The following is an 11,760-nucleotide window of genomic DNA, read 5'->3' on the forward strand; positions in this document are numbered from 1 at the left end:
GACAATTACGCGCTCAAGGGAACCGTCGGCTTCAAGATGAACTGGTAAACCCACCCACCATCGCACCAAAATCCAGGCCCCCGATCCAAAGGTCGGGGGCCTTGTCATTTGAAGGCGTGGTCGCATGGCCTGGAGATGCGGGGTTGTGGCCATCTCGCTGTGGACCGGACATATCACGCGCGCTCATTGGGACACCCGTTCGCTTCTGGTTCCCACTTTCCAATTGAACCGCTTCTTACGACCAAAGTGCGTGGTAAGGCCCGCGTTGACGATCGACGTGTTTTGAACGGTATATTCTGGCGGCTGAGATCAGGTGCGCCATGGGCAGACATTCCAGCCCGATACGGTCCTTATCCGACCTGTGTAAATCGCTTCAACAGATGGCGTCATGCCAGGCGCGCATTCTCAACGCGATATTAGTAGCTTACGACGAAGATATCCAGATGGTCGACTCCTCGTCAATCCGCGTCCATCAACATGCGGCCAACGGTCAAAAAACGTATGGCCCGCCCCGTTGCAAGAGGATTTTACGGTGTGCTGATCAGTCTGCGTCAACGTATACGGTCTCATGAGCAAGCTCATGGCCAAGATGGACAACGGTTAACGGAGCGTCGACAATATCGCGATAAAAATCTGCCTAACATCATAATGGTTCGCGATAGAAAACAAGCCGCATGGGTTGAAAAATTCAGACCGAAGCTTGGGTTGAATTTTTATCAGATAGGCTTCAAAAAAAGCGAAGCCCACAGCAACCTTCGGCAAAAATAATAAGATCGGACGGCCTTTTCACAACCAAAAACAGGGCCCTACGGGCGGCTTAACGCCGTTCGCTCGTCGCGAACCTGGTTTTGGTTGACGACCGGACTGCTAATCAACCTGACTTGCAACGCGGAAACAGACCAAAGGGGCTTTTGAAAGAAAGCCTGTGGGCGCGGACGCGCTTTATCAAGCGCTTTCGTGCTATAATTGGGTCCTTCAGACGATCCGCCATCACAATGCTGGCCCATAACGTGCATTTGGGTGCGTAGCGGACGTATCCGCCTCTTATCCCGAGCTATCCGCTCTGGTTTATAGTCGAATCACACGGCGTCGTCTGCCGCGCCTGTCCGCTCAGGATCGTATTCATCGTTGCTGTACAGGGGACCTGTGCCAAATCGATGGACGGAGTAATTTTCTTCTTGCGTATTCTATGTAAAATACGTATATCACGTACTGCCAGCCCTGAGATAGGGCTTGGTTTAAGTAGGATAATAAAACTAAGCCAACAAGGACGTATCACCACAATGAAAAGTTTCAGCTTCTCAGAAATGAACCGAGCATCCGGTGACATTCTGGATGCGGCACTGGCAGAGCCGGTAGCTCTGACCAAAAGAGGAAAGGAGAAACTAATAATCGTTTCCACAGAAGTGTGGGACAAGGTCATCAGTCAAGCAAAAACAAAAGCTTACACATTAGAAAATGCTCCACAAAACACCTTCGATCAACTCATGGGAGGACTAGAAGAGAATGTTCGAAACTCCCCAAAATAGGGATTAAATAACGCATGGAATTCGCAGTCGGCGACATTATTGAATACAGTTACCTTTGGGCGCGCGAGGCGGCTAAGGGAGAGGAAAGCGGGAGAAAGTATCGCCCGACATGCATGGTAATGAAAACGAAAGAGGACCCGGCAAAACTCTTTCTGTTTCCAATTACCTCGCAGGAGCCAAAAGACGGACGGCCTTATAAGCTTATTCCGGAACTCGAATGCAAGAGGGCTAATCTGAAGTATCCCTCATACTTCATTCTGGACGAGTTTAACGAAGATCGCTCAGATATGATGTTCGATGTGGGGAATACCAAACCTCGCGGAAGCATCAGTGCCAGCTACCTTGCCGAAGTATCGCAGAGTATTCTCGATCATGCGGCGAAGGTTCGCCTCAGACCTGTAAAGCGCACTGCCAGTTAGAACAAATTTCAAAGTCCCTGCTTAGTCAGGGGCTTTTGTTATGCACCGCCGTTTCATTTGCTCAGCGATCACCTGTGTCCAACTACCTGACGTGAGCGCTGCGGTCTTGTCGTTCAATTGTTCATACGGAGCGATGATGGTTCATCCCGGCCCTCCCCTGCGCGATGCGTTAAGCGGTAAGGGCGTCACCATCGGCGATTATTCCCTTTCCGTTTTCTCTGCCTGAAAGTGCTCGGTATAGCACACCAAGTTCCTCGGTGCGGGTTGCCTTATTAGATGGATCACTACGTCCGGCAGGACAAACAGCAACCGCTGATGGCACGATTTTCCCCTGGCGGTTCCCGCCATTCCTCGCGGACCAAAATCGTGCCATCAGCGGTGCGCCACTTCGTTTCGCTCCTTCGGATGCAATTTGTCCCTGAAACCGGCCGTTATCAGTGACCATCGGCAACACGATACAAGGAGACATGATTATGACCGATCTACTGAACTTCATCCGCATCGAAGAAAATGGCACAATCACCGGAAACATCGCTTCACCGTCTTACGATCTCGATCTGACAGGCGAACCAGTTGAAAGCGAAAATCCCAAAGCTCCAGTCTTCAAGCTCCGGACCAAGACACCGCGCGGGCGCAGTGTCGAAATTGGCGGAATCTGGAGGAAGAAAAATCAGAACGGCGGCGAATACTACGCGCTCTCCGTCAACATCGGCTATAGTCGACTCAATGCCAACCTGGGACGCTTTCCCGGTCAGGACGTCGAAGATCTGATGGCAATCATCCCATGGACTGACTTCCCGGCAGCCCCGGCCAGTCGGTCGGGGCCATTCCTTATCGGTCGCCAGCGCACCGTCCTTTCCTTGTTTGGCGCCTCGTATCGTGTCGGATGTCCGGAGCGAGACGCAGCACGACAACGCGATGGGGACGGAGCCAGACCGCGTAAATCAAATAACGCCATAGGTTAGGCTGAGTCCCGCATATGCAATTTTTGATTCGCTAAGTACGATTCGTCTATTTTGGGCAGGTCGCATCATGAACGTCAAAATAGCCGAACTCTCCGGCTATGCCACCATGATTAAAGCATGCACTAGGTTTAGGGAAGTATTTACCTTTTATAATGAATGGCATCGCATTGCATGCATCCTCCCACGACCCCGTAATATCCCATAATCTTGCTTCGTAACGCCTCGACTGGCCACTTGGATTGCAGCCCTTGTCAGTCCCTGTTTCGATTAACTCATTAGATGCGAAGTGAGCCTGCGAAATGTTTTTGTTTGAGCATGATTCATCTCTAACTCTGAATGTTGCGTACTCTCCGTGAATTAATGTCCCTAGATCAAATGAGTTCTCACACTTTCTTCCTTCGATAAAAGGCACTCCATCAACATTCACCGGCGCAATCTGACACGTATCTTCCCAGCTACCTTGAATATTCATAAGCCTTGCCGTGTAATCGCGGTAATCACCCTTACATGTTCCTTGCTTCCAATATTCCCAGTATGTATCTTTGGATACTTCGACATATGTATCGGTCGCGACTTTTAATGGATATTGGCATGTTCCTATATAGTCATCACCAACATCTTTTGATGATTGCGCATTTCTCTGTATGTCATTGTTACAAAAAGCAAGGCTAACGGTCCCATTTACCATACACATGATCCGTCGTGGTAGCTCTTCCATGTGCAACATATGGCGTCGCATTTGCGGTTGTATTATCAGGATTAAAGCGGTCATTGGTCAAAACTCGACCTGTAGGTTTGGGTTGTTGAGTATTATTTCTGTATTCTGTTGCGGAAATAATCTGGCTCGGGGGTATTTGCCTTAATGCAAGCCATTCATTTTGTGAGCTAATAAGACTACGTGCTTCTGCGATAACATTTTCGTCATTAGACGTGTTTACAATTTCTCGTAGTGACAAATTAGCAGAATAAAATGAATTATTCGGACGAATTGTATAGACCCAGAAAGTTTGGTATGATTGATCCCAGCTTAGAAATTTCGCCGCTATTTCTGCGGATGTAGTTGTTGCAACATAGTTGGAACTTGGAAACACTCCGACAGAATAACCAGATACGTGGCGTATTATGTCTTCATCATCGCCCCATGATTGAAATCCACTTGCAAATATAATACTCGGATCCCGACGATCTGCCCTGAACAAAACATCGGGAACTTCTTGGGCTAATGTGGACTTAACAAAAGCCGCGATTAATAATAATGATGATATGATTAGTGTTTTGCATCTTGTTTTCATAATGGATCACTTTACTTAAAGAGTTTGATATTTCCGGAAAAGCGGAATGCATCGACCATATGTTATTTTGGTCGCTTAATGTTTGCGATGTATACTGTTCATCTAGGCAGTGACGCCGCGTAGAGAAAATGGCCGCCCTTAAAGGCGTTCGTTAAATCCGGTGCGCCACGGTAGTGGTGGCGCTCCCTTCCCCAGCTTCCAAAGGCGACAGAACATCATGTTTGCACCCCATCAGCTTTTCAATTGCTGCACAGAACTGGCAGAACCGGATTGGCGCGAATTCACGTCCTTTGGAACTTGGCGCGTGCCGTACTGAGATTGACGAAACCGGCGGCGAATGGACCGCTGGCGGCTTAAGCCGCGAGGATGCCGAATTCTTCACCGTCTATGCTCGCAATCATGATGGTGAGGCCGAAGCAATCACAGATATTGATACCTACTTAGGCGGGTGCCTCATCCTCGCCGAGCTGGTGCGGATCAGTGATTTAGGTGCGTCGTTCTCGTGCTGAAACGCAGCGACATCGCTCCAAAGAGCTTGACTATATGTCAACCATGGTTTACATATGATCATGTTTTCAATACGTGAAACTCATGAATTTGCGAACTGGTTAATTCGATTGCCTGATCAGCGGGCAAAGGCTCGCATTATGCAACGTGTTGACTGTCTGGCGTTGGGTAATCCGGGCGACTTTAAGCTGTTAGGGGATGGTGTCTGCGAACTGCGCATCGATTATGGTCCCGGCTATCGCGTTTATTACGTTCGTTCAGGAGACATTGTTTTCGTTCTTCTATGTGGCGGCGATAAACGTACACAAGATAAAGATATCAAGGAAGCCAAGGCACTGGCTAAAGCCCTCAAGGAGTGACATATGACCCTTAAAACCAGAGAATATGACGCTTCCCGTTATCTTGATAATGACGAAGCGATTGCCGAATACATCGCCGCCGCAAGTGAAAGCGGCGATCCACATGAGATGGCTATTGCATTGGGCGTTATCGCAAAGGCTCGTGGCATCACGGATATATCTCGTCAGACAGGTCTGAGCCGTCAGGCAATCTATAAAGCGCTGGATGGCGAAGGAAACCCGGAATTTGGCACGATCGCTAAAGTGGCCGATGCACTGGGGTTCAGGTTATCACTGGTTCCAAAACAAGAGACCCGGACAGCGGCATAAGACACTGACCGTCTTTTGCATCGAGGGGAACCCACACCCTTCCCCTCGAACTCCCCTTCCCGCCCGTTTTATATGTTCCTGTTCCTCGAAACACGCGTTGCTATCCTTAACATATTGATGTTGTTTATTTTCTACGATGAATTGATTTGAATTAATGCACCGACGATGACGTCAACCGGCAATTGTGCGTCTCCTTCGGACCGCGTGCTATTCGCCGTTCCGGCTCACCGAACCCCTCCGGATCGGCTCCGGTGGCGCATCGGAACTTTCCGTCTTCTCCAAAGCCAAAAAGCACCGGCTTCACCTGGTCGCCACTCTTCGGATGGTTTCGGCCTTCGGTCACGCCCGCATGACGCGATACCTGCGCTGCTATCGCAGCTCGGCTTCAGCCCGATAGGCTGGACTGTCTGACGGCCTTCGGCCGACTTCGTTTCATCTGCCCCATGACAGCAACGATCGAACCCGTAAAGCGGCCCGTGAAGGCCTCCGGACTTCCGCACCAGTTCGCCCCTCCCCTTCGGTCCGGGATCTCACCCGTGAAGTTCCTCACCCTTCCGCGCCAGCCGCTTGACTGGCCCGCTCGTCGCCGCAGGGCGGGCTTTGCCCACCCCGCTCTGTCCGGGGGAATGTCAGGAGCCATTCCCCCGGTCAAACCGGGATGGCTTCGCCCGAGGGGGCAGCCCTTCGGGCAACAGGCAATTCGGAAACCGGAGATAGTTTCATGGCCAAACAGACTACTACAACCAACAACGTTGCAGCCTTTATAGTGCCGCTTGAAAAGCTGGAGCGCGATCCCAAGAATGTGCGCAAAACTTATAGCAAGGACGGCATTGAAGAACTGGCCGCAACCATCCGTGCCGATAGCTATCGTCTGTTGCAAAACCTTGTCGTGCGCAAGGCTGACAAGAAAGGCCATTACTATGTGACCGCTGGCGGTCGTCGACTTGCCGCGTTGCAACTGTTGTTGGAAGCAGGCGAGATTGCCAAGGATTACGGTGTCGAGTGCAAGGAACGTACTGCGAACTTCGTCCGCGGTAGACTGGCGCTGGCAAGAGTCATCGCTGGCTTGTTGTGGAGAACAAGCGACTGGATGACATGCTTTCGATTGTGGCCAAGATGCAGGCAGGCCGGGAATTGCAACGCAGCAAGAGCGGTCCCCGTCGCACAGGTCAGACGAACCATCTGTTTGGCGTGCCTGATGGCAGTGTCGGGAACGGTTATCAGAAGCGCGAGCGCAAATCGCGCACCGCTTACATGAACGATCCTGAAGTTATCGCGCGTCGGTAAAAAGCGTTGGCTCGGTTGGCTGCGACGGAGTGAAATGGCCAGATCAATGACATTTGGCACTCTCAAAGCTAAAGCCGAAGGGCACCTGTCGCATCCCTATCTTGCTGAAGATGGCGCATCCCTAACTTGCCAAAACATTAATAAGTATTGATTTTATTGTACTTTCTAACGCACCTAAAAGAGGTTGCCGGCCCGAATTACTCAAACGCTCAAAGCCCATTCCTGTTTGTTCAGTCGAAATCCGCAACGCGTTCATGCGGTATAATCGCTGGCATCGTCATCTTGCGATGAGGGACTGATTTTTCGCCGATGTCTGTTATGAATGTGATTGCCGAATCTGAACAACAAATGATGTTTTGACTACTGATGATGACCGACCCGCTCCACATTCTCAAAACCATTTACTGATACGATGCCTTCGGTGGGCGGCAAGCGGAGATCGTATCGCATGCGATTGCAGGCAATAATGCATTCGTCCTGATGCCGACGGACGGCGGCAAATCGCTATGCTATCAGATGGATCTGTTGCAAACGTTTTCGTCAACGAGCAGTGATATAGGTTTTCAGCTTTCAAAAAGCTGGATTATTCGATGTTCAAAGGTCGCCATTTCGATAAGTCAGTGATCTTGCTTTGTGTGAGGTGGTACCTGGCTTACAATCTCAGTCTCCGCAATCTGAAGGAAATGATGGCGGAGCGCGGCATTGAAATAGATCATTCGACCGTGCATCGATGGGTGCTGCATTTCAGCCCCATGCTGCTTGAGCGTTTCGATCGGAAGAAGCGTCAGGTAACCCGCAACTGGAATCTAGATGAGACCTATGTGAGGGTCAAAGGCGAATGGCTTTATCTGTATCGTGCCATCGACAGCAACGGCAATACCGTCTTGTTCCTGCTCAACAGAAACCGGGGGCTGAAGGCTGCCAGTGCTTTATCCGCAAGGCTCTGGCCCGACATGGCAGGCCAGAGAAGATCACTGTTGATGGGAGCCAAACTAAACGAACGGCCATCATGCAAAGTGATGCCGAGAGCCGGTTGCGACAGGGTGGAAGGTCCCTCATCATCCGCTCCAGTAAATACAAGAATAACACCATCGAACAGGATCATCGCCGCATCAAACGACGGATACGATCCATGCTCGGCTCGAAGTCCGAAGCCGCCGCCAGCATCACGCTCGCAGGTATAGAGCTCGTTCACATGATGCGAAAGCTGCAAGGCAATTTTGGATCAACCGCACCGCTTTCACTCAAACAACAATTCACGGCACTTGCAGCATAGTTGCGTCCAGTGGTTAGCCACGCTTTGTTCCACCGAAATTTTTGTAACAGATTTTTTGTCTGAGGTTTGGGTCCAGATGACGAGGTTGCATCCCACTCTTTATAGCGGGTAATATTTAATAGATTTAATAATTTCGCCTACTTCATTATGAAGTATTAATATCGATTTAAAGTAACGAAATTTTGTTACCTGTTAATATATTCAGTTGAAAGTAAATCGTTTTTCACAAAAATTGGTTCTGCATTCCCTCTGTATTCAAATTTTGAAACTGTAGGGGCCACAAGAATATTTACTTCAACTGCAATCGAAAAGAGTAATATAATGAGCGATGATATCAATAATGACATGAATATTGTGAACCGTCCGGATCACATTAATGGCGTATTCAGTATGCTTAATGAAAGTTTTTTCGGCCCACGCAAGTACCTTTCCGTGGACCTGACTGATCCGGATGCCCCCATCCCGGTGTTGAGTGAAGAACCCTTCTATTGGCAAGTGATGGCGCCGGTAAGTGAATTCACTGAATTTGGAGAGGGCAACATTTTTTATGTCAGAGAAGATGGCGCGGCTGTTTTCATACAGCCGGGTCCAAAAAATGCATCGGATAAAAATCCTGCCATTCTGACGATAGAACGCAGGTGTGGCCTATATTGCGTGGAAACTTCCCCAACCACTTATACATTCTATCCAGACGGTGGCGGCGAACTCGGCCCGGACGGTGATCTTATCAATTTTAATTCCATGGGAATGTGGAAGTTGATACCCAATACCAAGTGAAATAAAACGGATTTTTAACAATTCGCTCCACTGAATTGCTTTAAATTTTCGTCATGAACGCTAATCGCAAGCTCCCGACCTGCAAGGTTGGGGGCTTTGTTGTTTGAAGGCGTGGTCGCATGGCCTATGGGGCGTGGCCTGTCTCGCTGTGGACCGGACATATCGCGCGCGCATTGAGACACCCGCTCGCTTCTGATTCTCGCTTTCCATAAGCAGTGTGTGGTTGTGCGATGCGCGCAGTCGGCGGCCTTGCGTGGTGGTTTTGTTGCGCAAACGCAACAGTGCGCGTGCGGTTATTCGGGCGGGGGAGTATCGCAGCTGGGAATATCGCGCGCCTGGCGCGGCGGGGAAGGCGCTGTGCTGCGGGGGTGCCTGGCGCGGATTTCTCAATGGGATCAAATAGCATTTTATATGCGTTGATTAGTAAAATACGATATCAAACCAATCAAGAAGATTTTCATTGATTAGTACAAAGCAATATATCGGCAATTATTTGCCGGTGTTGACAGTTGTTATTGGCTCTATATCATAAAGTCACGGATATGTTACTTATAGATTTGTTGAGGAATACATGGGAATCGTGTTCTTGACGAGGCGCGATGCAGGTGGTCAGCCCACCGCCCACCATGGTCGTCGAACCCCGCTCCCGCGGTAAGACGAATGCGGGCCGCCTGCATCGCGCTTGGTTTGCGTTGGGTTTGGCCTGCATTGCGTTTGGCCGGTGTCGCGTTTGGCCGGTGTCGCGCTTGGAAAGTGAGCCATTTGAACACGGCCTGCGCGGGCCAGGGAAGACTGGGAAGACGATCCACAGAAGGCCGGAAGCAGAGATTTGTATTTGAAGATTGGACAAGGGGTTTGGGTTTGAGGCAGGCGGGGACGGTATCGCGGCGGCGCGCTGCAGGCATGACGGCTGAAAGAGCCGTTGCGCATGCAGCTGCGCGCGCCGCTGCTGTGGCGCGAAGCCGGACCTCGGCTGCTCGGTCACCGTCAGCCGCACCGGCACCAGCCGTTGCACCCGCACAGACTGTTGCGCTGGCACAGACTGGTCAGGGCCCGTCCGTGTCCAATTTGCGCGTGGCTTTTGTCCGCGCTGCCGGTCTGGCTTGCCCATGCTCCGCTGTTTCGCATGCTGTAGCAAATGCGGAGTGGGCATTCCGCGCTTTAAAGCGCATCCCGATACATGTGCAGCGCCGCCGCAGGGACACCCGACCGCTGGGCGGGCTTTTGACCCGATCGGGAAAGATGCGCGCAAGCAAGCGCGCGCTCAATCCGGTTGCTATACCATCGCGCATCGCATTGCCGAAGGGCACGCCATTTGTGGGCATGGGCGCAGATGCATCAAGGCCGAAAGCCTTGCGCCGGTCCGGCTCCGCCTTCCTCAACGTTTTTCCCCCGATGGCCCCGCGCCGTCTGATGACGGTCCGCGTCTTTGGCGCCACCGGCCCGGTACAGCTTTCGTCACGATCTGCCGTCGCTGCCCGTCGGGGTTGCGGGCCACCGCAGACAACAGCCCCGCCCCCTCCCGCCCGGGGGGGCAAGGGCGTCAGGGCCGGGCAGAGGTTTCACAAGCGCAGATAATTGCAAGGCGGCAGGCACAAGGGCCAAAGCCGCCGCAGGGCTGATGGATTTTTCGAGGATATTTCAATGACCGAAGGTGAACATAAGATGACGATCAGGCTGGAGCGACAGATGGCAAAACAGGTGGGCGCAATTGCGCGGGAAGAAGCGCGCCGCGGCGTTGTGCTGGGCGATTTGCAGCGCGTGCTGTTGCGCGGCGCTTCCGTGATGGCGCTTTCCGTTGCCATCGCCTCCGGCCTCGCCCTGCCACAAGCCACAAACCCGGCCAAGGCCGATGATTTGATCGGGTATCATGGGGGGGCGTGGGGGAAGGGAAGCGCGCGCAATCATACTGAGGAAGGCGGGTTAGGGAACGGTATGGGGGGCTACTCTCTCTCGCTTGGTGCTTCTAACGTGGTCACCCCCATTCATGGTTCTGCCATTAATGGCGTGGGAGCGGACGGGTGGGGTATAATAGACGGCACAACTAAGAATCCCGTCTACGGTGGGATCGGCGGGAAGGTCGGTGGCACCAGCGTCGGCAGCGGTGCGATGACGATCAGTGGTTTTGCCGGCGGTAATGGTTCAAAGGTTACCGCCCTAGCCACCAGCACCTATAGTACTGGTGGTGGCGGTGGCGGCGCCGGGCTCTTTCTGAATGGGGGGACTGGCTCCACACTCACAGCTGGGTCCAGCGTCATCGGTGGTGTTGGCGGCGCCGGTGGCGGACTGACCGCCGATGATGTGGCCGCCAATCCAATGTATAAGCTACTGGATGGCGGCGGCGGCGGCGGCGGCGGTGCTGGCATCATCCTGCGCGGCAATGGCACGAGCCTAGCCAACGCACAAGGTTCTTCCATCACCGGTGGCGCCGGTGGCGCCGGTGGCGGGCTGGAACAAGGCCTTGATCCAAATATTTTGGATCCTAACGGTGACCTTCAATACTTCGTCGCGGACGGCGGCGGCGGCGGCGGCGGCGGTGATGGCATTGTGGTGGACGATGGGGCAAGCTTCACCAATCTTGGCACCGTGACCGGCGGCAAGGGCGGCGCTGGCGGGAAGGCAAGCACCTATTTTAAAAAGGATGGCTTCGACGGCTCTGACGGCGCTGGCATTCGCATTGGCTCGGATACGCATGTGATCAACAATGGCACCATTGCCTATGGCGGTGATGGCCATGGCTCTGAGTATTATGATGCGTCGGCGCCTAACCAGAAAGCCACCGAAGTTGTGAATGCGGTTGAGATTGTCGGCGACAACAACACATTCGAGATCTGGGGCAAGTCGAAGATCACGGGCAATGTCGTTGCAGCCAAGGGCACAAAGAGCAACAGCCTGGTGCTGGGCGGCGCGGATGATGGCACCATTGACGGCGGGCAGCTTGGCGGCAGCGCGGCCTATACAGACAAGACGCAATATCAGGGTTTTGCCTCCTATACCAAGGATGGCACCAGCACCTGGACGATGACGGGTGTGGTCGCAG

11 protein-coding genes and 4 pseudogenes are annotated in these 11,760 nt (G+C 52.4%); 13 read left to right on the forward strand and 2 right to left on the reverse strand.

Going from position 1 to position 11,760, the window contains the following annotated elements; genetic code table 11:
• Positions 1-186 precede the first annotated feature (186 nt).
• From FIC94_RS22095 to FIC94_RS22110, 4 genes and pseudogenes are all read left to right on the forward strand, one after another.
• Positions 187-497 (forward strand): annotated as a pseudogene (locus tag FIC94_RS22095) (transposase); the annotation flags it as partial.
• A 786-nt stretch (positions 498-1,283) separates the two neighbouring features.
• On the forward strand, positions 1,284-1,529 hold the full coding sequence (locus FIC94_RS22100; RefSeq protein ID WP_140026439.1) for a type II toxin-antitoxin system Phd/YefM family antitoxin: 246 nt from the start codon (positions 1,284-1,286) through the stop codon (positions 1,527-1,529).
• A gap of 14 nt (positions 1,530-1,543) precedes the next feature.
• Positions 1,544-1,948: a hypothetical protein gene (locus FIC94_RS22105; RefSeq protein WP_140026440.1), complete on the forward strand. Its 405-nt coding sequence runs from the start codon at positions 1,544-1,546 to the stop codon at positions 1,946-1,948.
• Between the two features lie 473 nt (positions 1,949-2,421).
• Positions 2,422-2,913, forward strand: coding sequence for a DUF736 family protein (locus FIC94_RS22110; protein WP_140026441.1), 492 nt, complete (start codon positions 2,422-2,424; stop codon positions 2,911-2,913).
• Positions 2,914-2,959: 46 nt separating this feature from the next.
• Here FIC94_RS22110 and FIC94_RS22115 read toward each other — a convergent pair whose 3' ends face one another.
• Both FIC94_RS22115 and FIC94_RS22120 read right to left on the reverse strand, forming a co-directional pair.
• Positions 2,960-3,601, reverse strand: coding sequence for a hypothetical protein (locus tag FIC94_RS22115; protein ID WP_140026442.1), 642 nt, complete (start codon positions 3,599-3,601; stop codon positions 2,960-2,962).
• Entirely contained in the window at positions 3,582-4,205 is a 624-nt protein-coding gene (locus FIC94_RS22120; RefSeq protein ID WP_140026443.1) for a scabin-related ADP-ribosyltransferase, read from the reverse strand. The genes FIC94_RS22115 and FIC94_RS22120 overlap by 20 nt, the downstream gene beginning before the upstream one ends.
• A gap of 221 nt (positions 4,206-4,426) precedes the next feature.
• Here FIC94_RS22120 and FIC94_RS22125 point away from each other — a divergent pair, with 221 nt between their 5' ends.
• From FIC94_RS22125 to FIC94_RS22165, 9 genes and pseudogenes are all read left to right on the forward strand, one after another.
• Entirely contained in the window at positions 4,427-4,714 is a 288-nt protein-coding gene (locus FIC94_RS22125; RefSeq protein WP_140026444.1) for a hypothetical protein, read from the forward strand.
• Between the two features lie 60 nt (positions 4,715-4,774).
• A complete protein-coding gene (locus FIC94_RS22130) occupies positions 4,775-5,071 on the forward strand; it encodes a type II toxin-antitoxin system RelE/ParE family toxin (RefSeq protein ID WP_140026449.1) in 297 nt (98 codons plus the stop codon).
• A gap of 3 nt (positions 5,072-5,074) precedes the next feature.
• Complete coding sequence (locus FIC94_RS22135; RefSeq protein ID WP_140026445.1) at positions 5,075-5,380, forward strand: addiction module antidote protein; 306 nt, start codon at positions 5,075-5,077, stop codon at positions 5,378-5,380.
• Positions 5,381-6,101: 721 nt separating this feature from the next.
• A pseudogene (locus FIC94_RS22140) lies at positions 6,102-6,332 on the forward strand (ParB/Srx family N-terminal domain-containing protein); the annotation flags it as partial.
• Positions 6,333-6,436: 104 nt separating this feature from the next.
• A pseudogene (locus tag FIC94_RS22145) lies at positions 6,437-6,667 on the forward strand (ISNCY family transposase); the annotation flags it as partial.
• Between the two features lie 590 nt (positions 6,668-7,257).
• A protein-coding gene (locus FIC94_RS22150) for an IS6 family transposase (RefSeq protein ID WP_140026446.1) occupies positions 7,258-7,943 on the forward strand; the annotation gives its coding sequence in 2 pieces (ribosomal slippage) (positions 7,258-7,594 and positions 7,594-7,943; 687 coding nt in all).
• Between the two features lie 321 nt (positions 7,944-8,264).
• Positions 8,265-8,720 (forward strand): hypothetical protein, encoded by a 456-nt coding sequence (locus tag FIC94_RS22155; RefSeq protein ID WP_140026447.1) that lies wholly within the window; start codon positions 8,265-8,267, stop codon positions 8,718-8,720.
• Positions 8,721-9,623: 903 nt separating this feature from the next.
• Positions 9,624-10,298: a hypothetical protein gene (locus FIC94_RS22160; protein WP_140026448.1), complete on the forward strand. Its 675-nt coding sequence runs from the start codon at positions 9,624-9,626 to the stop codon at positions 10,296-10,298.
• A 66-nt stretch (positions 10,299-10,364) separates the two neighbouring features.
• Positions 10,365-11,760: pseudogene (locus FIC94_RS22165) on the forward strand (hypothetical protein); the annotation flags it as partial.

The sequence above is a fragment of the Ochrobactrum teleogrylli genome (assembly GCF_006376685.1).
In the GTDB taxonomy this organism is placed as follows: Bacteria; Pseudomonadota; Alphaproteobacteria; order Rhizobiales; family Rhizobiaceae; genus Brucella; species Brucella teleogrylli.

Bases quoted from the DNA above. Each gene is read 5' to 3' on its own strand.
- FIC94_RS22100 (WP_140026439.1), top strand. From the start codon at position 1,284: ATGAAAAGTTTCAGCTTCTCAGAAATGAACCGAGCATCCGGTGACATT.
- FIC94_RS22105 (WP_140026440.1), top strand. From the start codon at position 1,544: ATGGAATTCGCAGTCGGCGACATTATTGAATACAGTTACCTTTGGGCG.
- FIC94_RS22110 (WP_140026441.1), top strand. From the start codon at position 2,422: ATGACCGATCTACTGAACTTCATCCGCATCGAAGAAAATGGCACAATC.
- FIC94_RS22115 (WP_140026442.1), bottom strand. From the start codon at position 3,601: ATGGTAAATGGGACCGTTAGCCTTGCTTTTTGTAACAATGACATACAG.
- FIC94_RS22120 (WP_140026443.1), bottom strand. From the start codon at position 4,205: ATGAAAACAAGATGCAAAACACTAATCATATCATCATTATTATTAATC.
- FIC94_RS22130 (WP_140026449.1), top strand. From the start codon at position 4,775: ATGTTTTCAATACGTGAAACTCATGAATTTGCGAACTGGTTAATTCGA.
- FIC94_RS22135 (WP_140026445.1), top strand. From the start codon at position 5,075: ATGACCCTTAAAACCAGAGAATATGACGCTTCCCGTTATCTTGATAAT.
- FIC94_RS22155 (WP_140026447.1), top strand. From the start codon at position 8,265: ATGAGCGATGATATCAATAATGACATGAATATTGTGAACCGTCCGGAT.
- FIC94_RS22160 (WP_140026448.1), top strand. From the start codon at position 9,624: ATGACGGCTGAAAGAGCCGTTGCGCATGCAGCTGCGCGCGCCGCTGCT.